We start from the raw sequence: 24,459 nt of genomic DNA, 5'->3' as shown, positions 1-24,459 counted from the left end.
CGACGTGTGCCCGGTCGCCGCGCGCCCGGCCGCGTCACTGAGGCCGATCATGGCTGCCCCTGGCTTTCCATACCGAGTAGCGGGGCCCACATCCGCCGAGCCAGCGCACCGAAGCGGGTGGTCTCGCCGGGCTCGCCGGCCAGGGCGGGTGCGGCCATGAGGTCGTCGAGGCGGGGTGTCGGGCCCCACACATAGCGCAGGTGGCGGTCGGTGTGGTCACCGAAGGGGCCGGGTCCGGTGGGCCCGCCGTTGAATTCGCGTTCTGCGGCGGTGACAGCGTCGTCGACGTTCGCGCCACGGAATCGGCGTTCGGCATAGACCGCGGTCGCGGCGGGGGCGACCGGCAGCGGCTCGGTCAAACCCGTGTCGCGCACAGCGACGAGTTCACGCAGGATCGTTCTGGCCATCGGCATGTCGGGCGCGGTGACCTCGCATCGCCATGCGGGACGGCCGAATTGGCCGCGACCGGTGCTGACAGCGCGCCAGCTCCGGTCCTCGGTGACGGCGAGGGCGAGCAACGAGACCCACGCGCCGATGCGGTGTTTCGGGGCGAGTCGGGAGAACGTGGTACGGACCAAGGTTTCGCCGCGCACTTCGGGTACCGTGCCCGTGAGCCTGCGGCCGTTGCCCAGATCCACTGCGATGTCCACGGCCCGCGCCGCGCCCGCATAGTCCGCCTGCGCGGCGCGGAACAGCCGGTCCACGGTGTGTTCGACCTCGTCGAGGACGGCGGCGCCGAAACCGAACGGGGGCAGCGTGCCGCGCCGCCACTCCGCCGCGCGCAAACTCGCCGGGTCCGCGCCGGTCAGCCGGGCGGCCAGGAGGCGCTCGCCCAACTCCCATTTCGCCAGGCCGTCGAGCTCGATGGGCAGTCGATCAGCGATGTCCTCTTCGTGCTCCGGGACCCGTATGCCGAGTCGCTGCCACAGGAAGGCGCGCACCGGATGCTCGACGAACGAGATCAGGTCGGCGAGGGCGACATCCTCGGCCGCCGGCGCGGGTAGCGGCGCAGCGAGGAACGGCGAGCGTCGTCGCGCGGGCTGTCCTGCCGCGCGGGCGCCGGCCAGCGCCACGATATCGAAACTGAACGGCCGCTCGGCCCGAAAATTGCGTACATCGAAGGGCTGCAAAGGGTGCCGAGTGACCACCTTGGCCATCGCCGGCGCACCGACATGGGTCCGCAGCACGTCCAGCAGCTCGGCGACCGGGATCGAGGGCGGACGGTGCGTTCCGCTGACCGGATCGGCGCCGGTGTGGAACACCACCAGCGTGTCGCGGGCGGCAAGGACGGCGTCGAGCAACAACTGCCGGTCCTCGCTGCGCGGATCCCGTTCGCCGAGTAGCGGTTCGCGGCCGAGTACGTCGTCACCGTCCACGCCGCCCGCGCGCGGGAACACGTCGTCGTCGAGTCCGAGCAGCACCACGACCCGGTGTGGTATCGATCGCATCGGCACCATGCCGCAAACCGTCAGTTCGCCGGTCCGGAAGTTTGCCCGGGTGGGGCGAGCCGCGAGCCGCGATCGCAGCAGCACGGCGACGTCCGCCAGCCGCAACGTCGCGTCGCCCGCGTGTTCGGTGGCTGCCGCGAGTTCCTGCCGTGCCTCGGTACGCACCCATGCCTGGGCGTCGGGCACGTCCGTCAGCAGGTCGAGCGCCCGGGCGAGCACCGCCGCCCACTCGTGCGCGGGCCGCGGACCACGCAGGTCGCGCAGGCACACCGCGAGCCGATCGATGAACTCGGCGAGGCGCCCGGCCAGGTCGACGTCGTTGCTGTCCACGTCGTCGAGGGGGAGCGCGAGATCCAGCCAGTCGTCGGAGGATTCGTCCGCGGTGACGCCGAGCAAGATCCGATCCACCGCGCTGTTGAGCGTATTCTGCGCGAAATCGGCCAGCCCGAACGCTTGTCGCTGCCGCTGTCCGATTCCCCACCGCGCCCCTGTTTCGGCCGCCCACTCGCGCAGCCGCTCGATATCGTCGTCGTCGAATCCGCACCGGCGCCGCACTGCGTCGGTGTCCGCGAGGTCGAGCACCTGGGTGACGGTCACCCGACCGTCGGCCAACTCGAGCAGGACGCCGATCACCGCGAGCAGCGGATTGGTCACGCCGCGCGCCCGGTCGGCGAGGCGCACCCGCAACCGATGTGCTGGTGGCTCCGATCGCTCCGAATCGCCGTGCGTCTCGGGCGTTTCCGGCGTCCGGTGCCCGAACGCCGCCCGCACCAGCGGCGCGTACGCCTCGACCTCGGGGCACATGACCAGGACATCCCGTGGTTCCAGGGTTTCGTCGGCGGCGAACAGCCCGAGCAGACAGTCCCGCAACACCTCGACCTGTCGCGCCGGACCATGACACGCGTGCACCTGCACGGAGCCGTCGGCGCCGACTTCCCCGCCCGTCGGCGGCCAATGATCGTCTCGGATACCCTTCTGCAGCGCGCGCAGCAGTGTGGGCGAATCGCCTTCCGGCGCAGACTTTTTCGCTGTTGTGGCGCTCGAGGCGTGGTAGGTATCGGTGCCGGTCGCAGTCGGTTCGGCAAGCCGCTGCTGGAGTTCCCGGATATCGCGGGCCAGTCCCGCGAGCAGAGGATGGGCCACCGCCGACGCGCTGAAGTCCTCGGCGCGTCGGCGCACCGTGGGCGTCTCGGCCAAGGACGTCCACATGGCCGGGCTCGGATGCGTGAGCCATACATGGATCTCGCGGCGCTCGGCCAACGCAGACAGCACGGCGAGCTGATCGGTGGGGAGTCTGGTCACGCCGAACAGCGATAACCGCGGCGGCAGGGCCACCAGATCCGGTTCGGCGCGTAACCGGGCACAGGCGCCGTCCAACCGCTCGGCGGGACTCGCCACCCCGATGTCGGCACGCAGTCTCCGCCACAGCGCCGGTTGCCACCGCAGGTCGTCGGGTATCGAACCGCCCGCCCCGTCGGTATCCAGACCAGCAGCCCATTCGGTGATCAGCGCGGGCCGTTGCGCACCGTAGCTGTCGAACAGCGCCGCGAGGTGCGCCGCGGTGGCGTATCGCCTGCCGATGCGGTGCTCGCGGTCCGCGACGTCCGATGCGCCGAGATGCCTGGCCAGCACGCCGGACCACGGCTCGGATAACGAACCGTCGATAACCCGCAGTAGGCGCCACACCACCCGCTCCTGCGCCCACGGGTCATCCGCCGGGCGCATCCCGCTCACCGCAGCGAGCACCTCCGCCACCAGCGTGACCAGCGACGGAAAAGCGATATTCGCGCAGACGCCATCGGCCGAGTCGCCCGCCCCGAGCACCACCGACAGCGACTGGGTCAGCCAGCGCTCCACGCCTTTCGCCGGGACTGCCACCACCTCGGCCATGAACGGGTCCGCCGGTGCGATCACCAGCAGAGCGGCCAGTGCCTCGGCGAGGCGGTCGGCGCGCTCGGCACGGTGGATGTGCAGCGGCATCTCCGCCCTCTCGGTCGATGGGTGTCGGACTACGCTGGATGTTCACAGATCCCCGGTGGCACGCGTCCTGCACGTTTATACGCCCAGCGACCGACGCGTAACTCCACCGCCCCATCCCACCGGGAGTGAAATAAACCACACGAGAACGCATTCCTTCGCCGTGTCATGCGGAATCCGCGCGACGGATATGCGAGAGTGCTGGCCCGGGGAGGAACGACAGAGCTGCACCGAAAGGCTGGTTCGCGTTCATGGATGCGCTGGTGATTCCGCTGGTTCCGAGAGGCGGGTTCACAGTCCGCCGCGTCGGTGACCGCTGGGAGCTCGTCAACTCGCGCCACTACGGTCGTACCGTTGTTCTCCATACCTGGCCCCGCGACCGGCACACCGAGGCGTTCGAGCATTGCTACCGCCTCAACGGGCGCACGGTCGAAGAGCTGCGCGCCGCCTTCCGCTGAAGCATCCAGCTCGGGTCGTGAGTGCCGAAATCCGCTGTGGTGCAACCACGCAGCCGACTCCTTAGCACAACCAGCAGCGGAGCTCAAGACGTGCGTCCGGCCTCGTGATGTGCGATCGTGGTCCCTCGTGCGTTACCCGTCGCCCGTCACCCGGGCCGTTCCCCGCGTGGCAGTCTCTGCCTGTGTCCTCGCCGCCGCAGCCATCCTCGTACCGAGCGTGCCCGCTATGCTCCCGACCGCGGGCGCGGCGCCGCTCGCACATACGCAGGCGTGCCTACCCGGTTTCGATTGCGATATGAGCAGTCGCATCACCGCGGTGGACGCCTACCTGAACAGCCGTCCCGGCGTCACCGGCTACGTCGTGCGCGATCGAGTCTCCGGCGGGGTGTACGCCAACGGCAATGCCGAGGACTCGGTGTGGACCGCGTCCACGATCAAACTCGCGATCGCCGCGGATCTGCTGAACCGCGCACGGACCGGATCCATCACGCTGTCGCCGGAGGATCGCGGATTGATGGAGTCGATGCTCGCCACCTCCAACGACGGCGCGGCGGATCGGCTGTGGATCAAGTACGCGGGGATCGACCGCATGGCATTCAACAACGCGTTCCGCGCCAACGGAATGAACACGCTGGTCCCGCAGCCGACCAATACCGCGCTCTTCCCGGATTGGTCGTTCCAGAAGTGCACCGCCGCCGACCTCGATCGGCTGATGGACCATATCCTCAACCACATGCACCCCGATGACCGGAACTACCTGGTCGACCGGATGCGCGCGGTGGACTCCAACCAGCACTGGGGCGTGTGGGGCGCAGGCGAAAAGATGCGGCCCGGACTGAAGAACGGCTGGTCCGCCGAACAGGGTGGCTGGGTGGTGAACTCGGTTGGCTTCGCAGGACCGGATGAGCGCTACACCCTCGCCATCATGAGTTCGCTGGGGGAGGCCGGTGGCTACACCGAAGGCGCTGACACCGACACCAAGGTCGCGGAACTGCTCTTCGCAACCCGCTGACGAACGGCGCCCTGGCCGGCCGATGACCTTCTCGTCAGCCGGCCGAGCGTCTGCGCAGCGTCATGGGCGCACCGTCTCTGGGAAACGGAATCGCGGTAAACCCCCAGGGCATCCGATATTGCTCCGGGATTCGCCACTCGTACCCGCGTACCAGGGCGGCCGTCACCGTCTTCACCTCGAAGGTGCCGAAGTGCATCCCGATGCACTTGTGCGCGCCCGCACCGAACGGCAGCCAGGCCAGCCGGTGCGATTTGTCCTCGCTCCGCTGCTCACCGAACCGCTCGGGGTCGAACAGCTCCGGCCGCGTCCACAGTTCCGGCAGCAGGTGGTTGACCTGGTAGGCGATATCGACCGAGGACCCCGCCGGGATGTAGTAGCCGGCGATCTCGGTGTCGCGCACCGCGCGGCGGGACAATCCGGGGACCGGCGGCAGCAGCCGTAGGCTCTCCTTGACCACCAGATCCAGATCACGCAGCCCCTCCAGGTCCGCGATGGTCGGCGGCACGTCACCGATCCGGTCGTCCAGGTCGCGGACCTCGGCGCGCACCCGCGCTTGCCAGTCGGGATGTTTTCCCAGGTAGTACGCGACGGCGGTGGCTGTCGTCGTTGTGGTGTCGTGCGCGGCCATGATCAGGAAGATCATGTGATTGACCACGTCCGCGTCGCCGAAAACTCCGCCGTCCTCGCTGCGCGCATGGCACAGACCGGAGAAGAAGTCCGGCGCTTCGGTGCGGCGCTTCTCCGGGAGCATCGCGGTGAAGTACTCCTCGAGCACCTTCCTTCCGCGCAGCCCCGCCCGCCAATTACCACCGGGCACCGAGTGCCGGATGATCGCCAGACCGGCATGCGTGCAGGCGACGAACGCGTCGATGAGCTGCTTGCGCTGCGGACCGACGTCGACGCCCATGAAGCTCTCCGCCGCGATGTCGAGCGCGAGTTCCTTGATCGTCGGATACAGGCGCACGGTGCGTTCCGCGCTACCTTCCCGCGGAACCCAGCGATCGATGCTCGCGCGCACCACCGGGGTCAGAGCCGCGAGATGCGCCTCCAGCCGGTCCCTGGTGAAGGCCTGCTGCATGATCCTGCGATGAAATTTGTGCTCGTCGAATTCCAGCAGCAGCAGCCCACGCCGAAAGAACGGGCCGATGAAGTAGTCCCAACCCTGGCCGAAGTCGCGACGTCTGCGACCGAGCACCTCGTCGATCGCGTCCGGCCCCGCGACCAGCACCCGGTCCACGCCGAGCGAGGTGTTCAACGAGACCGGTCCGTAGCGGCGATAACGCTCCATCATCTCGGCCGGCCCCCAGCGCATGTAGTGCAACGCCCGCCCGAGGTAGGGAAGCCCGGCGTCGCCGTGGACCGGGACGGTCGCGCTGCCCTGGGGCGGCGTGGCGAGCACGTGATGTCGTTCCGGTAGCAAACCGAGCGCCCGGTCGATCAGATGCTCATGCGGTACCTCGATCAGCGCTTCGTTCTCGGATTCGAAACCGACCCGCACGCTGGTCCTTCGGCCGACCACACGGTCACCAGCGACCATGGAAAACCTCCCTGAGCGACAGGGTCCATCGTATTCTCTTCCGCGCATTTCCTCGGCCGGTTCGCGACAACGATCCGCTCCGTGGTGACCCGACATCTCCCGACGCTCCCCCTGGAAACGATCTCACCGTGACGGTCGACCGCGCGCCGACTACGGTTGGGCGTGTCAGAAACCGTCGCCGGGGATGAGTTCCCGGTCCATCGAGGAGCAGGACGATGAGCACTCAGACTGTCGAGAACCGTCGTCACCGGGCGGTGGTGATCGGTTCGGGCTTCGGCGGCCTGTTCGGCACCAAGCACCTCAAGCACGCCGACGTCGATATCACCCTGATCTCCAAGACCTCGACCCACCTGTTCCAGCCCTTGCTCTACCAGGTCGCCACCGGCATCTTGTCGGTCGGCGAGATCGCACCCGCCACTCGTCTCGTGCTACGCAAGCAGAAGAACGCACAGGTGCTGCTCGGTGAGGTCACCGACATCGATCTGACCAATCAGACGGTGACCTCGCGCCTACTCGACCAGGACACGGTCACCTCGTTCGACAGCCTGATTGTGGCGACCGGCGCGCAGCAGTCCTATTTCGGCAACGACCAGTTCGCCACCTACGCCCCCGGTATGAAGACCATCGACGACGCTCTCGAACTCCGTGGGCGCATCCTGGGGGCGTTCGAGCAGGCCGAACTGGCCACCACCCAGGAGGAGCGCGACCGGCTGTTGACCTTCGTGATCGTCGGCGCGGGTCCTACCGGCGTCGAACTGGCCGGGCAGATCGCGGAGTTGTCCGACCGCACGCTGGAGGGCACCTTTCACAACATCGATCCGCGTGATGCGCGCGTCGTGCTGCTGGAAGGCGCGGGCGCGGTGCTGGGTCCGATGGGACCCAAATTGGGTGGCAAGGCCGAACGGCGCCTGGCGAAGATGGGCGTGGAGATCCAGCTCAACGCGATGGTGATCGATGTCGATGCGCACGGCGTCACAGTGAAGGACTCCGACGGCACGGTGCGCCGTATCGAGTCGGCGTGCAAGGTGTGGTCGGCCGGTGTGCAGGCCAGTCCGCTGGGCAAGATCATCGCGGACCAGTCCGACGGCACCGAGGTCGACCGGGCGGGCCGGGTCGTGGTCGAGCCGGATCTGACCGTCAAGGGCCACCCGAACGTCTTTGTGGTCGGCGACCTGATGTCGGTGCCGAACGTGCCGGGGCAGGCGCAAGGCGCCATCCAGGGAGCGACGTACGCCGCCAAGCAGATCAAGGCCGAACTGAACGGCCGGACACCGCAGGACCGTAAGCCGTTCAAGTACTTCAACAAGGGCAGCATGGCCACCATCTCGCGGTTCAGCGCGGTGTGCCAAGTCGGCAAGCTGGAGTTCGGCGGGTTCATCGCGTGGCTGGCCTGGCTGGCGCTGCACCTGTACTACCTGGTCGGCTACCGCAGCCGGATCATCACCGTCATCCAGTGGTTCGTCACTTTCCTCGGACGCGGTCGCGGACAAATGGCCGCCACCGAGCAGTGGGTGTTCGCGCGACTTGCCTTGGAAGCCATCAGTAACGGTGACGACGAGGACGCCGAAGAACTCGCCGCCGCCCTCGGGGCCTCGAGCAACAGCCGGGTCGCCGTGGACAAGGCCCACACCGACGTGCCCACGCTGATGTGACGACATGGTGAAACCCGTTGCGCGGAGCTGAATCACAGTGCCGCGCGGACGATCAGGGGCGCTGGCCCGAACGCCCGCGGCGGCGCCGCGCTAGGCGTCTCGTTCGATCCGTCCGGTTCGGCTGAATCGTCACGCCGAATCAACAGCGATGGGGCCCTTGGTATCGCAGCGGCTGTTGTTCGACGCGCGATGGGTGCCGACGCCGATCGCGGTGGGTCTCGGCACCGCGATTTCGCGAAAAGCCTCCGAATAGCAAATCCTCAGCTATGCTCACTCTCCATGTCGCCGGGATTCCGCCGATCCGGCGTGGCCAGCAGACGACGTGGGGGCGTCACAAGTCTCTTTCGGTACGAAAGGTGAACTATGGGCACAGGCAGGCACAGGATTCGCAACCGGCAGCGACAGAAGATGGGCTTGATGGTCGCGACGGGAGCGATTCCACTAGTACTCGCGCTTGTCGGACCCAGCACCGCGAACGCCGAGCCCGCTCGGCGCACCCCGGTCATCCAGCCCGAGCCACCCGAGCAGCTGGATCAGCCCGAGCGGAACGACCAATCCGAGCCCAGCGACCAGACGGACCCGTTGGATCGGTCTCAGCCGAACCCGCCGAACCCGCCGGAGCAGAACAACCAACCCGACCAACCGAGCCAACCCGAGCTGAACAACCAGCCCAACCAGTCCGAGCAAACTGACCGGTCCGAGCAGCGCAACCAGCCGGCGCAGTGGCCTTCGGCCGAGGCGCCGAACGTGCACCCGTACCAGGGTCTGCGAATCCCGGACAACACACTGAGCTCACTGCAGTGGGCACGGCCGATGCCGGACCAGAAGTATCTCGCGCCACTCGGCGCCCTGCACCTGCCTGTTCCGGTCACCGCGGTGCCACCGATCGCGCCGCCACCGGGCAAATTCCGCTTCGGTGATGTGCAGGTCGACGCACCGGACTGGCTCTACCGGGAGCAGGCCATCCAGCTCAACGACGGCGCCGCGATGGCCGAGGCCAGTATGGCGACATTCCTCGACTCGATCGGAATGGAACGCACCCGGTCGGACCGTATCGCAGGCCAGACCATCGGTGCCGCCGCCATCGGTGCGGCGGCGGGTGCTGCGTTCGCGAGCCCGTTCGCGCTGATCGGGGCTGCTGCCGGCGGGGTGATCGGCGGAGCGATCGGCCTGCCATTCGCGCCGATCGGCCTCGCCGCGGGGCCCATAGGTGCGGCTTACGGGGCGGCCCTCATGGCTGTCCCCTTTACAGCCCTCGGTGCGGGCATCGGCGCGACCCTTGGTGCGGTGCACGCCCTCAGCGCACCCCCGCGGGTCGTCCCCAGCTGACCAGAAACGGCCCATTCGACGCACGATTCGGGAAACGGAGGGCGAGGGGCTCGGCAACGGGGTCGGGCTCCTCCTGCTGCGGTACCACACCCATTCCGAACTGACTCGACACGCCTCTCGCGACGGCGCGAACGGCAGCCCCACGCTGGGGCTCTGTCACTCGGAGACGGCGAGCAGCGACCCGGTGCGAGTGAACAGGCTGCCACCAGCCGCAAGCGGCACCCTGGTCTGCGTCAATCCCGTTGTCGCCGCCGGACGTTCGTCGGGATAGACGAGTTCACTTTCCAGTGCGCGTGGCGCGCTCAGCGCGTCGTCGGCCGGTGCGCCCGCACCGAGCTCCAGGCGATGGCGCAGCAGCGGTGTGGCGTCGACGTCGGCAATCAGGTCACCACGCCACTGGCCGCTGTCCTCGCCCGTACGGCCGATCTGGACGCGTTCGCGTACGCGCAGCCGGGCATCGGCCGCCAGCCGGATCGTGGTGCGGGTGTGGTGCCGGGCGCCGCCCGCGACGATCATCGGCTCGGGATCGAAATCCAGCGCTCCCCCGCTGCCGACCTCCAGATCCCAGCGCCCGATCGACAGCGGCGTCGTCGAACTCGGCAGCGCGATCGTCGCCGCGACCGACCGCACCACCAGCTCGGCACCGGGTGCGACCACGACGACGATGTCGAGCTCGTCGCCGCCGAGTGGCGTGGCGGCGGTGCCGATCAGATGCACCGTGTGCGGGCCGGTGCGGCGGGCCGACAACCCGCCGCTCGCGTGGATCTGCGGGATCATCGTCGCTGCGGCAGCGATGATCCGTAACTCAGTGCGCAACAGCGGATTCGGTGCCGGCCGCGCGGTCCTGTTCGGCTACCGCGCGCAGTTGCTCGCGTACCCAGGCCAGCACCGGGGTGGCCGCCGGGTCTTCGGTGAGCGAGATGAGTGCGGTCGGGCGGCGCTCGCGCACTTTCGCCGCGTCTCGCTCCATCACGCCGAGATCGGCGCCGACGAGCGGGGCCAGGTCGGTTTTGTTGATCACGAGCAGATCCGAGAAGGTCACTCCAGGTCCGCCTTTGCGCGGCACCTTGTCGCCGCCCGCCACGTCGACGACGAAGATCTGCACGTCGATCAGTCCAGAGGAGAAGGTCGCGGTGAGGTTGTCACCACCCGATTCGACCAGAATCAACTCCAGCGGCGGGTTGGCCGCGACCAGGTCGTCGATGGCATCGAGGTTCGCGGTGATGTCGTCGCGGATGGCGGTATGTGGGCAGCCGCCGGTCTGTACCGCGGTGATGCGCTGATCCGGCAGCACCGCGTGCTCGCGGAGGAAGTCGGCGTCTTCGGTGGTGTAGATGTCGTTGGTCAGCACCGCCAGCGACAGCTCGTTACGCAGCTGTCGGCACAGGGCGGCCACCAGAGCGGTCTTGCCCGAGCCGACCGGGCCGCCGATGCCGATGCGTAGTGCCTCGCCCGGCGTGCGGGCACGCTTGGGCCGATAGTGGACGTGGTCGTGCGGCTCGCCGTCGATCAGATGCGGGGGCATGGCGCGGTCTCCTTGTGGCGGTGGCTTCAGCTGGCGAACAACGGCCGCTCGCGGAGCATGTGACGCTGGGCGAGCGCGTCCTGCAGGGGGTCGGACACCGCGGCGAGTCCGGCCACGGCTTCGACGGTGGTGCGATCACATAGCTCGGCGAGGCGCACTGTCACCACCGCGACCGCGGCGGGGTCCAGCGCCAAAAGTCGCTGGGCGGCGATCGCCGCGCCGGTGAGCGTGGTGTACACGACGACGCCCGCGGTTTCCTGTGGTGTCGCCGCGCAGGCGGCGCCCACCACGCCGAAGACCGTCGACAGGTGCGGTGTGACGCTCAGCGTCGACCACTCCGGCCGGGGCCACAGCTGCTTGGCCAGACGCAGCAGGCCGCGACCCTGCGCTCGCGAGGCGATTCTGGCGCCCGGCGCGGCAGTCCGCGCGTCGGCTTCGGCCTCCGCGCGCACCGGATCCAGCTTTCCCGCGCAGACTGCTGCGGCCAACGACGCGGCGACCAAACCTGAGGTTTTGACCCTGCGGCGCAGATACAGCTCGATGGTCGCGGCGTCGCGGACCAGACCGGAGGCGACGGCCTCCTCCACACCGCCGGAATGTACGTGCCCGCCGATCGGCAACCGCGAGTCCGCCAATGCGAACAGCGTCGCCAGACTCGTCGCACCGGATTCGCGCACCAGTCGATCCTATGTCGCGACGTGTCGCGGAGGTGTCCAGGACGTTTCGCGAGTGTTGGGGCGCAATTGGGTCAGCGGCGAAACCGGCGTTCCATGAACCGCTGCGCATGGGGGCGGTTCAGGTCCGTCCATGCCTGCACCGGCGCCGACCACCATGGCGCGATCTCGCGTGGCTTGGCGGTCACGGCATGACAGACCAGGTTGGACGCCTCATCGATGGTGAGTCCGGGCACGCGGCTGAAGTCGGTGGGTGCGCTCATCCTGGTGTGCACCAGCGGCAGGTAGATCGAGGTGGTGGTGACGCCGTCGCTCGCGGCCTCGGCCGCGACGCTGCGCAACCACACGTCGAAGGCGGTTTTCGACGCGCTGTAGGCCGCCCACCGTGGTGCTGGTGGCATGAGCACGCCCCAGGTGGACATGTTGACGAGATGACCTTGTCCGCGGGCGCGCATGGTGGGCAGCACGGTCAGCAGCAGACGTACCGGCCCGAGATAGTTGAGGTCGATCGTTCGGGTGAAATCGTGGAAGCGCTCATAGGACTCGTCGATGGGACGACGAATCGACTTGCCCGCATTGTTGATGATCACGTCGAGACGGCCGTGTTGGTCGAGCAGCCCGCGACCGAGCTGTTCGACGGCGTCCATGTCGGTGAGGTCGGCGGGATAAGCATGCGCGACGCCGCCCGCGGCGGTGATCTCCGCGGCGAGCCGGTCCAACTCGTCGGCGGACCGGGCGACGAGCAGCACGGTCGCGCCCGCCGCGGCCAGCTTGTGCGCGCTGGCCTTGCCTATGCCGTGCGACGCGCCGGTAACCAACACAACCTTGCCGGCGACCGCCGCGCGCAGCGACTGTGCGCGCGGACGCGAGCGGGGGTACAGCAGCCAGGTCGCCAACCGCTCGGTGATCGGCCGCCTGTTGCGCGACGCCGGGGTTTCGTCCACGAATCCGACTGTATGCCCGAATCAGACTCCACGACCGGTGATCGCGCATGGTCACCGGCCGCGCTAGGCCGCCATCTCCCGTCGCGGTCGCGGCAGACCCCGGCAGGTGCGGTAGGCGGCAGAGCACAAGGAGCTGGCGTCGATGTTGACGGCACTATTCGCGCGGTGCGCTTCGCCGGTCCGGTCAGCGCTTCACGGGCGAGGCGAGCAGGGCGACCACCGCCATCGCCACAAGCACGGTCGCACCCGCTGCCACCGCGATATGCATTCCACCGACGAAGGATTCGCGAGCCGACTCGATCAGGGCGGCGTTGCCGTCGGCACGCTGGATGGTCTCGCCCAGGGTGTCCGCGTAGCCGACGCCGGACCGGAAGACCAGTGCCGCGAGCGAACCGAGCAGCGCGAGACCGAGCGCGTTGCCCAGTTCGAAGCTGGTCTCCGAGATGCCCACGGCGGACCCGGCCCGCTCCGGCGGCACCGACGACACCGCGACGTCCGACACGAGCGTGAAAGAGACGCCATAACCGATCCCCGCGATGGCTGATCCGGTCAGATACCACCAGAGCCCGCCGTGCACGCCCATGCCGAGCAGCATCAGATTGCCGACCGCCGAGGCGAGCAACGCGAACACGAAGGTGGCGCGCGCACCAAAACGATGACCGACCCCCACACCGCCCATCGAACAGAGGAACACAGCGATCGCCATCGGTATCCCGAGTAGCGCCGCGGCCAGTGCCGAACGCCCGGTAACCGACTGTAGGTAGATGCTGGTGAGGTAACTCATACCGGCCAGCGACATCATGCCGGCCAGGCTGGCGCCGATAGCCACCGAGAACTGCGCCTTGCCGAACAGCCGCAGGTCCAGCAGCGGTTCGTCCAGGTGGCGCTGTCTACGGATGAACGCCACCAGGATTACCGCGCCGATCAGCGCGGTGAGGACGGCCTGCGTTTCAATCCCCTTGGTCGCGGCGTGCTTGATGCCGTACACCACCGGCAGAATGCCACCGATGGATAGCGCGACGCTCGGCAGATCCAACGGTCCCAGCTTGCTCGCCCGATGTTCGGGCAGCACGAACGGGCCGAACGCGAGCAGGATCAGCAGCACCGGAATGTTGATGAGAAACACCGAGCCCCACCAGAACTGATGGAGCAACACGCCGCCGATAATCGGCCCGACGGCCGATCCGCCCGCGAAGAACGCCGTCCAGACGCCGATCGCGGTGGCTCGCTCGCGCGCGTCGGGGAACAGACTGGAGATCAGTGCGAGACTGGACGGCAGCAGGGTCGCGCCGCCGAGGCCCATCAGCGCCCGCGCCCCGATGAGCACGCCCGCGCTCGGCGCGAAAGCGGCGAGCATCGACGCGATTCCGAAGATCGTGGCGCCTGCCAGCAGGATGTTGCGCCGCCCGATCCGGTCACCGAGGTTGCCCATGGTGATCAGCAGGCCGGCGATCAGGAACCCGTAGATATCGAGAATCCACAGCTGCTGGTCCGCGGAGGGATCGAGGTCGATGGTGAGGGTCGGTAGCGCGAGAAACAGCACCGAGATGTCCATCGAGACCAGTAGCACCGGCAGGAGCAACACGGTGAGGCCCAGCCAGGCACGTCGCGAGCCGCGTGTGGCCGGTGTGGCCCGCGCTGCCTCCAGGTCTGTCATGTTCCGAACGCCCTCTCCCGTGTCGCGTACACCGTACGCATCAATCCGGGTACAGTGTACGCACTGGGCACTGGAACGGAAAGCGAGTCGTGGGATGACCGAACCCAAGTTGCACCGCACCGCGATCGTCGATACCGCGATCGCGCTCGCCGACACCGAGGGCCTGGACGCGCTATCCATGCGGCGCATCGCCGAGCGGATGGGTGTGGGCGCCATGTCGCTGTACCGCCATGTCGCGCACAAGGACGAATTGCTGGCCTTGATGACCGACGAGGTAGCCCGGCGCAATCCGTACCCGTCACCGGAGGGGCAGCAGTGGACCTGGCGGGATCGAGTACGCATCGCCGGCGAGATCGATTGGGCGCTCTACCGGGAACATCCGTGGGTGCTACTCACCTTCGCCACCCCGCGCTACAGCTTCGGGCCGCAGAGCCTGGCCTGCCTGGCCTGGCTGGTCGAGGGCTTTATGGAACTCGGGGTCTGCGCTCGCGAAGCGACGACCATGTCCTTCACCGTGTGGAACTACATCTCCGGCGCCACTCTGCCGGAGATCAGTGCCGCGCTGATGGCGCGCAAGGGCATGAACCCCGCGGGTGACAACGGCCTGCGGGCGTTACTGAACGGGACGGCACAACTGCCGACCCCCTCCGCGCTGACGGAACTGGAAGGCAGCGGCGTCGGCGACCTGACGCAGGAGGAGTTGCTCTACGCCGGCCTCGATGCGCTGTGCGACGGGTTCGCCGTACGGGCGGCGCGTCACACAACCTTGACCTCGACATAACGTGATATCGGGAGGCTGGCGGCGACCACCGCACGGAGAGGAATCCGCGTCAATGCCCTTCGCCTCCACCATGTTGCGCAGTCCGCACTGCGCGCGCCGTCAGTCGCCGGCGCCGTTCACAATGGCGTACGCGAAGCCGTCCCAGCCCTTGCTGCCGACAGTCTGAACCACGGTCGCGTCCAGGCTGGGTTCGGCAGCGAGCAGGTCGATCAGGTCGCGGCCGGCTCGAGCGTTCGGGTCATCGGAATGCTCCTCGGCGACCGCACCCTCGCGCACGACGTTGTCGACGATGATCACCGAACCTGGTCGGGTCAGTCGCAGTGCCCACAGCACGTAGTTCGAATTGTTGACCTTGTCCGCGTCGATGAACACCAGATCGAACGGCTCCGGGTCCTCCTCGGCGAGCACGGGAAGACTGTCCAGTGCGGCGCCGACGCGGATATCCACCCGGTGCCCGACACCCGCTCGGTCGATGTTCGCGCGCGCGACCGTGGCATGCTGCGCTGCGAACTCCAGCGTGATCACCCGCCCTTTCGCACCGACCGCGCGGGCGAGCCAGATCGTGCTGTATCCGCCGAGCGTGCCGATCTCCAGTACCCGCCGCGCCTGGGCCGTCCTGGCCAGCAGATACAGGAGCTTCCCCTGCGGGGGTGACACGTCGATCGGAGGCAAGCCCGCCGCTTTGTTCGCTGCCAGCGCCGCCGAATCTTGCTCCCCGACGAGTGTGTCCACGAGATAGCGGTCCACGTCGGCCCATCCCGGTGTCGTCATACCGGAAAGTCTGCCACTCGATTCCATCGATGCGGTCGACCTCCGAGTACTCCGGCGCACAACACTCCGAGATTCCCCGAGGGGCAATCGGCTTGCTGGTCGACACGCTGATGGCCAATCTCGCGGTGGCGGTGGCGGTGGCGGTGGCGGTGGCGGTGGCGTTCGTCGCGGTGCCGTGGCTGCATTTCGGCGTGAAAGCCCTCGGCGCGGTCTATCAGGGATATCTGGCATGGCAGACGCCGAAGGCGAGCAACCGCGGTTTGTCCGACACACCCGCGGTGGAGCAGGACTCGGTCGGCGCGGCGTTTCGGATGGGCCCGCTGACGAACTTGCTGAATCCGAAGGCCGTGGCGCTGTATGTGGCACTGATCCAACAGTTCATCGACCGAGTCGCGGGCACACCGTCGAGCAGGGAATCGTACTGGGAAGCATCCACGTCGCGGTCAGCACCGGCGTCGATACGCTGATCGTCGTGGCGGTGGGCACGATCGCGGGGTTTGTCGCGACCAAGCCCCGGTGGGTGGGTTGGCGGCGCCGGGCCACCGGGACGCTACTCGAGGTTGCCGCTGCGCTCCTTGCGCGGAAGGTTCCGAATCGAGCCGGTATCCAGTCTGCTGTCCGGATGCCGATCCCAGACATGCCGACATCATTGCGGGCTATGCGCGGCGTCTGCGACGTCATCGGTCAGGCGATCCACGCCTCCGGACGAGCCGGCTGAGTAACCGCGGCTGAGCCGACAGCCCCGCGCCGGATTCGACTCAGGTGCGGGGCCGGGTCCGGGCGGGCGCTATTTCGAGAAGTTCTCCGGGGGCTGCCAAGGACGGCCTTGCGGGTCATCCGGGCGGTAGGACGGTGGTTGCTGCGGCGACTGTGCGGGCTGGTGCGCTGGGAAAGCCTCCTGCGGAGGAATTACCGGCTGGTGCGGGGAAGGTTCGAATCCCTGTGGGGGTGGTGTCGGTGCGATGCCCTCGACCGGAGTGCGCGCCGTGGCTTCGGCGGCACGGACGGCGCGCTCGATAGTCGGATCGGGCGCGGTGTCGAACCAGTCCGCGACGTCGGAGTCGTCCTCCGGCTTGATCTCCGAGCCGTCGGCAGGGGGTGCTTCGTAGCGGAAGACGCCATCCTCGCCCTGGGTACCGAAGCTCTTGGCGAACCCTTCCAGCGCCTTGCCGAAGTCACTGGGTACCAGCCACACCTTGTTGGCGTCACCACGGGCGACCATGGGGAGCGTCTGCATGTACTGGTAGGCAAGCAATTCCGGCGTCGGTTTGCCGGATTTGATGGCGGCGAAGACCTTTTCGATCGCCTTGGCCTGGCCCTGTGCCTGCAGGTAGGAGGCGGCCCGCTCACCCTGCGCACGCAAGATCCGGCTCTGCCGCTCGCCTTCCGCGGCCAGGATGGCCGACTGCTTGGCGCCCTCGGCGGACAGGATCTGCGCCTGCTTGGAACCCTCGGCCGTCTTGATCTGCGATTCGCGCTGCCCCTCCGCGGTGAGGATCATCGCGCGCTTCTCGCGATCGGCCTTCATCTGCTTCTCCATCGACTCCTGGATCGACGGCGGTGGATCGATGCTCTTGAGTTCGACCCGCGCGACGCGCAGCCCCCATCGGCCGGTCGCCTCATCGAGCACCCCGCGCAGTTGGCCGTTGATCGAGTCCCGGGAAGTCAACGTCTGCTCGAGGGTCATGCCGCCGACGACGTTGCGCAGCGTAGTGACGGTCAACTGCTCCACCGCGGCGATGTAGTTGCTGATCTCGTACACCGCCGCCTGCGGGCTGGTCACCTGGAAATAGACCACGGTGTCGATGTGCAGGGTCAGGTTGTCCTCGGTGATCACCGGCTGCGGCGGGAAGGAGACCACCCGTTCGCGCAGATCGACCTTGGCCCGAATCCGGTCGGCGAACGGGACGAGAAACGTGAGTTGGCCTGACACGGTGCGCGAATACCGGCCGAGACGCTCGATCACCGCGGCCTCGGCCTGCGGCACCAGCGCGATCGACTTGAAGACCACCACCACGACCAACAGTACGAGGACGGCGGTCACGATCAGTACAGCCATCAAGGCCCCTTCCAGACAACGGCGGTCGCGCCGTCGATCTTCATGACATACACGGTCGTACCCGGCTCGTAGACCTCGGTCACGTCCATCGGCCGGGCGGTCCACACCTCGCCGCCGAGCTTCACCTGACCGGACTGCGCGGCGACCTGCTCGAGCACCAGTGCCGTCTTACCGGGCAAGGCGTCCACATTCGTCGGCGTCGGCGGTGGAGTTCCGAAGCGCCGTCGGATGATCGGGCGAACACCGAGGAACAGCACCGCCGACATCACGGCGAACACAACGGCATCGGCCACCGGCGAGGTGTCCGCAACGGCGGCGATCCCCGCGGTGCCGAGCGCCGCGACACCGAGCATGAGCAGCGTGAAGTCCCCGGTGAGCATTTCCGCCGCCGCAAGCACGATGCCCGCGACCAGCCAAAAAATTGCAGCCACACAACCACTCTAGTGCTCCGATGATGATCTCGGGCGGGACCGACCCGCCCCGACGCCACCAATTGCCCCACGGACGCGCGGGCGACGGTCGTGATGCCGAAACCCGCAGCGGTGGTGCTAGCTTCGAGCGGATGAACGCGCGTGACAGGTATGGCGATATCTTCTCCGGACATTCCCGGTCGAAGAAGCGGGCGGTACCGACGGTGATCGCGGAGCGTGACCTGGTCGTGGAGGACGCCGCCACCGGATTCTGTGGCGCCGTGGTCGGTTTCGATCGCAGCTACGACGGCGAGTTCGTGAAACTGGAGGACGCCTGCGGCGTGGTGCGCCTGTTCGCGTTGCGGGCGGCGGCGTTCCTCATCGATGGCGCGCCGGTCACGCTGGTCCGGCCTTCTGCTGCTCTTCCGAGCAAGCCGACGCGCTCCGCGTCCGGTTCGACCAGGGTCGAGGGACTGCGTGCCCGGGTGGCGCGCGGCAGCCGGATCTGGGTGGAAGGCGTGCACGACGCCGCGCTGGTCGAGCGGGTGTGGGGCCACGACCTGCGGGTCGAAGGCGTGGTAGTCGAACATCTGGAGGGCCTGGACAATCTGGCAGAGCGGCTCGTGGAGTTCGAACCCGGACCGGGCCGGCGGGTCGGGATACTGGTCGACCACCTGGTCACTGGGTCGAAGGAGACACAGCTGACCGCCGGCCTCGGGCCCCACGTGCTGGTGACCGGACACCCGTTCATCGATGTGTGGCAGGCGGTGCGGCCGGCCACCGTCGAGATCCCGCGGTGGCCGCAGGTGCCACGCGGCGAGGACTGGAAGACCGGTATCTGCACCCGACTGGGGTGGGGGACGCCGCAGGACGGCTGGCGGCGAGTGTACGGCGCCGTGTCCTCGTTTCGGGATCTGGAGCCACCACTCATCGGCGCGGTGGAGCGCCTGATCGACTTCGTCACCGAACCCGAATAGCTGGAACTCAGGGGTCCAGCCCGGCGCCACGAGCCGGGCCATGACCGTACCAATGCAACGGCTGCTGTCCACCCGTCGTGCCGTACAGGTCACGAATGCTCTGCCGCACCGACGCCCGTGCGTAGCGCAAACCCTTTATGCTCGATAATTATGTGCTCTCCAAGTGCGACGCTGACGGTGTGGGCCGGCTCCTGGCTGGCCGGCTGCAGTGCGCCCGACGACATCTTGGCGGCCCTGCACGCCTGGGCGCCGAGACACACGATCGCGGCCGGCGACCCGGTCACCGGGGGGCGCACCGACCTGCCCTGGTCGGCGCACGGAAACCTGCCGGGAAGCGGAGTCATGGCGCTGCTCAAGGTGATTCGCGAGACGACCGCGCAGGCCGGCGCTCAACTGCGGCTGGTGCTCCCGGTCCCGGGCGATGTGCGCGGACTGCCGTCGGGAACGGCGTTCGCCGCCGACGCGATCGAAGCCGAGGAAGGCATCCTGCTCGGCGTCCCCGGCACCGACGGCACCGGCCTCATCCCGCAGTGGGCCGACGAGGACACCCTGCAGTGGACGATCTACAGCACACCCATCCCCGCGTCGCCAGGGTCCGGCATGTCACTCGGCGAAGCCGAATACGCCATGCGCGAAGCCGTCCGCGATGCCGCCGACGCGTTGATGAAACTCCACACGACCTCCGTCGGCGCGGCCGACTCCGATCCGCGTGAACTCATCGAGGCCGAACTCGCCGACTACTCCCGGCACGACTACCCCGACTCGATCCCTTTGCGCGCCAGGCGCATTCTGGATACCGCCGATCATGTCGCGGCCATCCTCACGGTGGCGCAGCGGGAACCGGCCGCCTCCCCCACCTCCGCCAGTGCCATCGGTGCGCAGGAATCGCTGCTACGCCCGCTCTGGGACGCGATCCGCGCGGCGCGGCTGGTCGCGGTGCACGCGTCAGCACGCAGCAACCACTGATGCCCTGTCAGCTGCCGACAGGCCGACCGGGCATCCCCCGGCAGGCAGTGTGACATGCGTATTCTCCGTCGTGGCGCCGGGGCCCTCGCTGCCGCGCTGATCGGCCTCGGACTGCCTGCCCCTGCCTCGGCGATTGTTGGCGGTACCCCGGCGACGACGACCGACTATCCGTGGCTGGCCGCCATTGGCACGCCGCTGTTCGCCACCCGCGCCTCCGGCCAGTTCTGCGGCGGCGCGCTCATCGCGCCGGACCAGGTGATCACCGCGGCGCACTGCGTCGCTCCTGCTTTGCTGCTACCCCAAGTCCTCGCGGTCACCTTCGGCCGCGATGACCTGCGTGACAGGGACGGAAACACGGTGCGCGTCAAGGAACTTCGCATCCACCCGGATTTCCGGGCGACCATCCTCGACGGTGAGCCCGTCTATCACGACGACATCGCGATCCTGACCTTGGATCGCCCGCAGCCCAGCCCTACGGTGGACATCGCCGCTGCGATTTCGAGCACCGGCACCATCCTGGGCTGGGGCGCCACCTCCGAAACCGACGAGGCCAACACCCGCCTGCGCGCCGCGACCGTCCCTGTGGTCGCCGACGACGACTGTGTTGCCGCCTACGGCGCGGCCTTCGATCCGCGGACCATGCTCTGCGCGGGCTCCCCCGACGCAGATACCGCCGAGTACGACAGCGGGGGTCCGCTCCTCGTCGACGGTCGGCTCGTCGGCCTCACCTCTTGGGGCAAAGGCGCGGCCCGACCCCGCTTTCCCACGGTCTATTCCCGTACATCAGCGGCGAATTTCTGAGCTATCGCGGGGAGCCCGCCTACCTACTGCGGCGGGAAGGGCGGTTGCTGATACTGCTGTTGCGGCGGGTACTGCTGATACTGCTGCTGTGGCGGATACGGTGGGTACTGCGGCTGCGCCGGGTAGGGCTGCTGATACTGCGGCGGCGGATAGGGGTGGTGAACCTGCGGCGATTGCGGCGGATACGGCTGCTGCGACCGGTTCGAGTTCCCTCTTCGGCTCAGCCAGACCACTAGGGCAATGACGACGATGACGACCCCGATACACAACAGAAGTCCCCCGAGCGAGAACCCTCCGCTGCCACTCCCGCCGCGGCGCCTGGCCTCGGTAGCGTCCAGCGCGACGGTCCACACACTCGTGTCGGACCAGGCATGCGGGTCGAGCAGTGCGGCGTTGATCAGCACGTCGGCATAGGCCATTGAGAGTTATCCCCCCGGAGAATGGATTCGTCGGTCACAAACGGAGTAGATGCTAACCGGCCAGATTCGGCTTACTTCCCACCGATGGGACGGCGCGGTGCCGCGCAACAGTCGACGACGCATGCGGCGCCATTGCGGGTGCAGCCGTATCCCGGGACATCGCCGAGCCGGCGAGATCGGGTGTCGCGCAGGTGTTCGGAGATCAGTTCGACAACCAGCTTCGCGAAGCGGCGATCGGTGCCCGGAGTGGCGGCGCGAGCGAAAGCCATGCCGAGTTCCGCGGCCTTCTCCGCGGCCTCGTTGTCGAGATCCCAGATGACCTCGAGGTGGTCGGAGACGAAGCCCACCGGACAGACCACGACGGCCGCGACGTCCTCGGTCGCCAAGACGTCGAGGTGGTCGACGATGTCCGGCGCCAACCACGGTACGTGCGGTGGACCGGACCTGGACTGCCACACCAAGTCGTAGTCGGTGAAACCGGTTGCGGCGGCGCATAATCGGGCCGCGTCGCCGACCTGACGACTGTAGAGGCGGCCGCCGTCGGCGGGGGGCCCCGCGGCATCGTCGGCCGACACCGGAATGGAGTGCGCGGTGAACACCAGCCGCGTACCCGCGCGTAGGTCGACCGGAAGCCGTTCCCGCGCGGCGCGAATGGCGTCGGCGAACGCCTCGATGAGCAGCGGATGGTCGAAGTACTGGCGCAACTTCACCAGTTCCGGCGCGCCCGCACCGAAAGCCGTCCGTGCCCGCGCGATGTCCTCGTGATACTGCAGGCAACCGGAGTACCCGCCCCACGCCGACGTCGGGAACACCAACGCGGAGCCGACACCGTCGGCGGCCATCCGCGCAACGGTGTCCTCCACCATGGGATTCCAGTTCCGGTTACCGAAGTAGACCGGCAGTTCGATACCCGCCGTCACCAATTCGGCTTCGACCGCCGCGATGATGTCGCGGTTGAGCGCGTTGATCGGTGACACGCCACCGAAATGCAGATAGTGCTCGGCGACCGCTTCGAGTCGCTCGCGCGGCACGCCCTTGCCCCGGGTGACGTTCTCCAGGAACGGCATCACGTCCTCGGGACGCTCCGGGCCGCCGAACGACAGCAGCAGCAGCGCGTCGGCAGCCGGAACCACCGTGCCTCCTCGCGAATCGCTCAGTTGATCGCCATGCTCTCCGGGAACCAGGTGTTGTGGCTGGCGCCGCCGTCGACGTAGATGATCGAGCCGGTGGTGCCGGGCAGCCAGTCCGATAGCAGCGCGACGATCGACTTCGCCACGACGGTCGGGTCGTCGACGTCCCAACCGATCGGCGACGCGCCGTCCCAGTACATGTTGAGCTGGTTCAGCTTGGCGGCGTCATCGGTCGCGGTGCCCGCGATCGCCTTGGCGGCCAGCGTCTTGATCGGTCCAGCGGCGATCAGGTTCGAGCGGACCTTCTTGGCCGTGCCCACCTCGCGCGCGACGTACCGGTTCACCGACTCGAGCGCCGCCTTCGCCACGCCCATCCAGTTGTAGAACGGCATGGCGGTGCGCGGATCGAAATCCATGCCGACGATCGAGCCGCCCTCGTTCATCACCGGAAGCACCGCACGCGCGAGCGACGCGTAGCTCCACGCCGAGATCTCGAACGCCTTCGCGGCGTCCGGACCGGGGCCTTCGAGGAACGGACGAGCCTCTGGTCCCATCAGGGTGCGCGGCGCGAATGCGATCGAGTGCAGCAGGCCGTCGATCCCGTTCGGCGCCAACTCGCGCACCGTGTCGGACAGTCCGGCGAGATCCTCCTCGTTGGTGACATCGAGCCCGATCGCGGGCGGAACCTCCTGCGGCAGCCGCTTGGCGATCCGGTCGATCAACCGCAGCCGCTCCGGAATGCCGGTGATGATCACCTTCGCGCCCTGCTCCTGCGCGACCGCCGCCGCGTGGAACGCGATCGACGAATCGGTGATGATGCCGGTAACCAGAATGGTCTTGCCTTCGAGCAGTCCGCCCATGAGTTCTCGGTTCTCCTGACGTTGAAAAGATCGGGTTGCCTGCGGCCCAGAATGGCCTCGCGACACGGTGTTCTGTGCGGTCAGTGGCCCATGCCCATGCCGCCGTCGACCGGGATGACCGCGCCGGACACATAGGCGGAGTCCTCGGACGCAAGGAAGCTGACCACCGCCGCAACATCTTCCGGCTGGCCCAGCCGTTGCAAAGGGATGAACTGCTTGGCCATGTCGTGGAACTTCTGGTCGAGTTCCGCGGTCATGTCTGTCTCGATGAATCCCGGCGCGACGACGTTTGCGGTGATCGAACGGGAGCCGAGCTCACGGGTGATCGAACGCGCCATACCGATCACGCCGGCCTTGGACGCGGCGTAGTTGATCTGACCGGGCCCACCACCCAGGCCGACGACCGAGCCGAGGAAGATCAACCGGCCCCAGCGCGCCCGCAGCATCGCCCGGTTCGCCCGCTTGGCAACCCGGAACGCACCTGTCAGGTTGGCATCGATAACCCGATTGAATTGATCCTCGGACATCCGCATGAGCAGGGTGTCGTCCGTGATGCCCGCGTTGGCCACCAGTACCTCGACCGGGCCCTGATGCGCCTCCACCTCGGTGAACGCATGGTCGACCGAGTCACTGTCGGTCACATCGCATTTCACACCGAACAGCCCGTCCGGCACCCCAGACCCACGATGCGTCACGGCCACTTTGTGACCGTCGGCGAGCAGACGCTGCGCGACCGCGAGACCGATGCCGCGATTACCGCCGGTCACCAGGACCGACCGGGATGTGATGTTCGACATGAGCTTCAACCTACCTGGTCGGATCGACCGCTCACGACGCGGCCGCCCGCGTCTGTCGCACCGACCTGCTGGTGCGAACGATTCGGCGTACCGGCACCTCGCCGCCGGCGCCTCTGGCAGCGGAGCCGCGACCAACTGCTGGCAGGGCAGCCGGGACCGCCGAAGATTTCGGAGTACGCATCATTTCCCCGTAGTGGGCGACGTCGGCTGCCGCCCATCAGGGTCGGGACAACACTCGATCACCGCACTGCACCGGCCACTCGGCCACGCCCGAA

At 67.9% G+C, this 24,459-nt stretch carries 24 protein-coding genes; 10 read left to right on the top strand and 14 right to left on the bottom strand.

Going from position 1 to position 24,459, the window contains the following annotated elements; all coding sequences use genetic code 11:
• Nucleotides 1-47 precede the first annotated feature (47 nt).
• Complete coding sequence (recC, locus tag AB0C34_RS06170; protein WP_357067930.1) at nt 48-3,428, bottom strand: exodeoxyribonuclease V subunit gamma; 3,381 nt, start codon at nt 3,426-3,428, stop codon at nt 48-50.
• A gap of 248 nt (nt 3,429-3,676) precedes the next feature.
• Here recC and AB0C34_RS06165 point away from each other — a divergent pair, with 248 nt between their 5' ends.
• Both AB0C34_RS06165 and AB0C34_RS06160 read left to right on the top strand, forming a co-directional pair.
• Nucleotides 3,677-3,883, top strand: a complete 207-nt coding sequence (locus AB0C34_RS06165) for a hypothetical protein (RefSeq protein ID WP_357067928.1) — start codon at nt 3,677-3,679, stop codon at nt 3,881-3,883.
• A 295-nt stretch (nt 3,884-4,178) separates the two neighbouring features.
• Entirely contained in the window at nt 4,179-4,895 is a 717-nt protein-coding gene (locus AB0C34_RS06160; RefSeq protein WP_357067926.1) for a tat pathway signal sequence, read from the top strand.
• 34 nt (nt 4,896-4,929) lie between these two features.
• Here AB0C34_RS06160 and AB0C34_RS06155 read toward each other — a convergent pair whose 3' ends face one another.
• Nucleotides 4,930-6,432, bottom strand: a complete 1,503-nt coding sequence (locus AB0C34_RS06155) for a cytochrome P450 (protein ID WP_357067924.1) — start codon at nt 6,430-6,432, stop codon at nt 4,930-4,932.
• Nucleotides 6,433-6,647: 215 nt separating this feature from the next.
• On the opposite strand from AB0C34_RS06155, the gene AB0C34_RS06150 reads away from it, so the two are divergent.
• Together AB0C34_RS06150 and AB0C34_RS06145 are read left to right on the top strand one after the other, a co-directional pair.
• Nucleotides 6,648-8,084 (top strand): NAD(P)/FAD-dependent oxidoreductase, encoded by a 1,437-nt coding sequence (locus AB0C34_RS06150; protein WP_357067922.1) that lies wholly within the window; start codon nt 6,648-6,650, stop codon nt 8,082-8,084.
• Nucleotides 8,085-8,447: 363 nt separating this feature from the next.
• Nucleotides 8,448-9,413, top strand: a complete 966-nt coding sequence (locus tag AB0C34_RS06145; protein WP_357067920.1) for a hypothetical protein — start codon at nt 8,448-8,450, stop codon at nt 9,411-9,413.
• Between the two features lie 156 nt (nt 9,414-9,569).
• On the opposite strand, the gene AB0C34_RS06140 is transcribed toward AB0C34_RS06145, so the two are convergent.
• The 5 genes from AB0C34_RS06140 to AB0C34_RS06120 all read right to left on the bottom strand — a co-directional run bounded on the left by AB0C34_RS06140 (nt 9,570) and on the right by AB0C34_RS06120 (nt 14,213).
• A complete protein-coding gene (locus AB0C34_RS06140) occupies nt 9,570-10,229 on the bottom strand; it encodes an urease accessory protein UreD (protein WP_357067918.1) in 660 nt (219 codons plus the stop codon).
• Complete coding sequence (gene ureG / locus AB0C34_RS06135) at nt 10,219-10,938, bottom strand: urease accessory protein UreG (protein ID WP_357067916.1); 720 nt, start codon at nt 10,936-10,938, stop codon at nt 10,219-10,221. The genes AB0C34_RS06140 and ureG overlap by 11 nt, the downstream gene beginning before the upstream one ends.
• Before the next feature lie 26 nt (nt 10,939-10,964).
• The gene (locus tag AB0C34_RS06130) at nt 10,965-11,615 is read right to left on the bottom strand and encodes an urease accessory UreF family protein (protein WP_357067914.1); all 651 of its coding nucleotides are present in this window, start codon (nt 11,613-11,615) and stop codon (nt 10,965-10,967) included.
• Nucleotides 11,616-11,686: 71 nt separating this feature from the next.
• Complete coding sequence (locus tag AB0C34_RS06125) at nt 11,687-12,556, bottom strand: SDR family NAD(P)-dependent oxidoreductase (RefSeq protein ID WP_357067912.1); 870 nt, start codon at nt 12,554-12,556, stop codon at nt 11,687-11,689.
• 184 nt (nt 12,557-12,740) lie between these two features.
• The gene (locus AB0C34_RS06120) at nt 12,741-14,213 is read right to left on the bottom strand and encodes an MFS transporter (RefSeq protein ID WP_357067910.1); all 1,473 of its coding nucleotides are present in this window, start codon (nt 14,211-14,213) and stop codon (nt 12,741-12,743) included.
• Between the two features lie 94 nt (nt 14,214-14,307).
• On the opposite strand from AB0C34_RS06120, the gene AB0C34_RS06115 reads away from it, so the two are divergent.
• A complete protein-coding gene (locus AB0C34_RS06115; RefSeq protein WP_357067908.1) occupies nt 14,308-14,994 on the top strand; it encodes a helix-turn-helix domain-containing protein in 687 nt (228 codons plus the stop codon).
• Nucleotides 14,995-15,093: 99 nt separating this feature from the next.
• Here AB0C34_RS06115 and AB0C34_RS06110 read toward each other — a convergent pair whose 3' ends face one another.
• On the bottom strand, nt 15,094-15,765 hold the full coding sequence (locus AB0C34_RS06110) for an O-methyltransferase (protein WP_357067906.1): 672 nt from the start codon (nt 15,763-15,765) through the stop codon (nt 15,094-15,096).
• 29 nt (nt 15,766-15,794) lie between these two features.
• On the opposite strand from AB0C34_RS06110, the gene AB0C34_RS06105 reads away from it, so the two are divergent.
• A complete protein-coding gene (locus AB0C34_RS06105; protein WP_357067904.1) occupies nt 15,795-16,232 on the top strand; it encodes a LysE family transporter in 438 nt (145 codons plus the stop codon).
• Between the two features lie 5 nt (nt 16,233-16,237).
• The gene (locus AB0C34_RS06100; protein ID WP_357067903.1) at nt 16,238-16,483 is read left to right on the top strand and encodes a hypothetical protein; all 246 of its coding nucleotides are present in this window, start codon (nt 16,238-16,240) and stop codon (nt 16,481-16,483) included.
• A 69-nt stretch (nt 16,484-16,552) separates the two neighbouring features.
• Here the strand turns inward: AB0C34_RS06100 and AB0C34_RS06095 are convergent, their stop codons facing one another.
• Complete coding sequence (locus AB0C34_RS06095; protein ID WP_357067902.1) at nt 16,553-17,824, bottom strand: SPFH domain-containing protein; 1,272 nt, start codon at nt 17,822-17,824, stop codon at nt 16,553-16,555.
• Nucleotides 17,824-18,255, bottom strand: coding sequence for an NfeD family protein (locus AB0C34_RS06090; protein ID WP_357067900.1), 432 nt, complete (start codon nt 18,253-18,255; stop codon nt 17,824-17,826). The genes AB0C34_RS06095 and AB0C34_RS06090 overlap by 1 nt, the downstream gene beginning before the upstream one ends.
• A 131-nt stretch (nt 18,256-18,386) precedes the next feature.
• On the opposite strand from AB0C34_RS06090, the gene AB0C34_RS06085 reads away from it, so the two are divergent.
• From AB0C34_RS06085 to AB0C34_RS06075, 3 genes are all read left to right on the top strand, one after another.
• Entirely contained in the window at nt 18,387-19,211 is an 825-nt protein-coding gene (locus AB0C34_RS06085; RefSeq protein ID WP_357067898.1) for a DUF3097 domain-containing protein, read from the top strand.
• A gap of 150 nt (nt 19,212-19,361) precedes the next feature.
• On the top strand, nt 19,362-20,177 hold the full coding sequence (locus AB0C34_RS06080; protein WP_357067896.1) for a hypothetical protein: 816 nt from the start codon (nt 19,362-19,364) through the stop codon (nt 20,175-20,177).
• Between the two features lie 54 nt (nt 20,178-20,231).
• Entirely contained in the window at nt 20,232-20,978 is a 747-nt protein-coding gene (locus AB0C34_RS06075; RefSeq protein ID WP_357067894.1) for a serine protease, read from the top strand.
• A gap of 23 nt (nt 20,979-21,001) precedes the next feature.
• Here the strand turns inward: AB0C34_RS06075 and AB0C34_RS06070 are convergent, their stop codons facing one another.
• The 4 genes from AB0C34_RS06070 to fabG1 form a co-directional block, all read right to left on the bottom strand.
• Complete coding sequence (locus AB0C34_RS06070) at nt 21,002-21,397, bottom strand: hypothetical protein (RefSeq protein ID WP_357067892.1); 396 nt, start codon at nt 21,395-21,397, stop codon at nt 21,002-21,004.
• Between the two features lie 71 nt (nt 21,398-21,468).
• Nucleotides 21,469-22,530 (bottom strand): ferrochelatase, encoded by a 1,062-nt coding sequence (locus AB0C34_RS06065; protein WP_357067890.1) that lies wholly within the window; start codon nt 22,528-22,530, stop codon nt 21,469-21,471.
• Nucleotides 22,531-22,550: 20 nt separating this feature from the next.
• Nucleotides 22,551-23,387: an NADH-dependent enoyl-ACP reductase InhA gene (inhA, locus tag AB0C34_RS06060; RefSeq protein ID WP_357067888.1), complete on the bottom strand. Its 837-nt coding sequence runs from the start codon at nt 23,385-23,387 to the stop codon at nt 22,551-22,553.
• Nucleotides 23,388-23,467: 80 nt separating this feature from the next.
• Nucleotides 23,468-24,184 (bottom strand): 3-oxoacyl-ACP reductase FabG1, encoded by a 717-nt coding sequence (fabG1, locus tag AB0C34_RS06055; RefSeq protein ID WP_357067886.1) that lies wholly within the window; start codon nt 24,182-24,184, stop codon nt 23,468-23,470.
• Nucleotides 24,185-24,459: the final 275 nt, after the last annotated feature.

Origin of the sequence: Nocardia sp. NPDC049220, from assembly GCF_040647855.1 — a bacterium.
In the GTDB taxonomy this organism is placed as follows: domain Bacteria; phylum Actinomycetota; class Actinomycetes; order Mycobacteriales; family Mycobacteriaceae; genus Nocardia.
The sequence above is the reverse complement of the archived record's forward strand: the minus strand, read 5'-3'. Positions and strand labels throughout refer to the sequence as shown.

Coding starts and splice junctions, on each gene's coding strand:
- recC (WP_357067930.1), bottom strand. CDS start 3,428: ATGCCGCTGCACATCCACCGTGCCGAGCGCGCCGACCGCCTCGCCGAG.
- AB0C34_RS06165 (WP_357067928.1), top strand. CDS start 3,677: ATGGATGCGCTGGTGATTCCGCTGGTTCCGAGAGGCGGGTTCACAGTC.
- AB0C34_RS06160 (WP_357067926.1), top strand. CDS start 4,179: ATGAGCAGTCGCATCACCGCGGTGGACGCCTACCTGAACAGCCGTCCC.
- AB0C34_RS06155 (WP_357067924.1), bottom strand. CDS start 6,432: ATGGTCGCTGGTGACCGTGTGGTCGGCCGAAGGACCAGCGTGCGGGTC.
- AB0C34_RS06150 (WP_357067922.1), top strand. CDS start 6,648: ATGAGCACTCAGACTGTCGAGAACCGTCGTCACCGGGCGGTGGTGATC.
- AB0C34_RS06145 (WP_357067920.1), top strand. CDS start 8,448: ATGGGCACAGGCAGGCACAGGATTCGCAACCGGCAGCGACAGAAGATG.
- ureG (WP_357067916.1), bottom strand. CDS start 10,938: ATGCCCCCGCATCTGATCGACGGCGAGCCGCACGACCACGTCCACTAT.
- AB0C34_RS06120 (WP_357067910.1), bottom strand. CDS start 14,213: ATGACAGACCTGGAGGCAGCGCGGGCCACACCGGCCACACGCGGCTCG.
- AB0C34_RS06115 (WP_357067908.1), top strand. CDS start 14,308: ATGACCGAACCCAAGTTGCACCGCACCGCGATCGTCGATACCGCGATC.
- AB0C34_RS06110 (WP_357067906.1), bottom strand. CDS start 15,765: ATGACGACACCGGGATGGGCCGACGTGGACCGCTATCTCGTGGACACA.
- AB0C34_RS06105 (WP_357067904.1), top strand. CDS start 15,795: ATGCGGTCGACCTCCGAGTACTCCGGCGCACAACACTCCGAGATTCCC.
- AB0C34_RS06095 (WP_357067902.1), bottom strand. CDS start 17,824: ATGGCTGTACTGATCGTGACCGCCGTCCTCGTACTGTTGGTCGTGGTG.
- AB0C34_RS06085 (WP_357067898.1), top strand. CDS start 18,387: ATGAACGCGCGTGACAGGTATGGCGATATCTTCTCCGGACATTCCCGG.
- AB0C34_RS06080 (WP_357067896.1), top strand. CDS start 19,362: ATGTGCTCTCCAAGTGCGACGCTGACGGTGTGGGCCGGCTCCTGGCTG.
- AB0C34_RS06075 (WP_357067894.1), top strand. CDS start 20,232: ATGCGTATTCTCCGTCGTGGCGCCGGGGCCCTCGCTGCCGCGCTGATC.
- AB0C34_RS06070 (WP_357067892.1), bottom strand. CDS start 21,397: ATGGCCTATGCCGACGTGCTGATCAACGCCGCACTGCTCGACCCGCAT.
- inhA (WP_357067888.1), bottom strand. CDS start 23,387: ATGGGCGGACTGCTCGAAGGCAAGACCATTCTGGTTACCGGCATCATC.
- fabG1 (WP_357067886.1), bottom strand. CDS start 24,184: ATGTCGAACATCACATCCCGGTCGGTCCTGGTGACCGGCGGTAATCGC.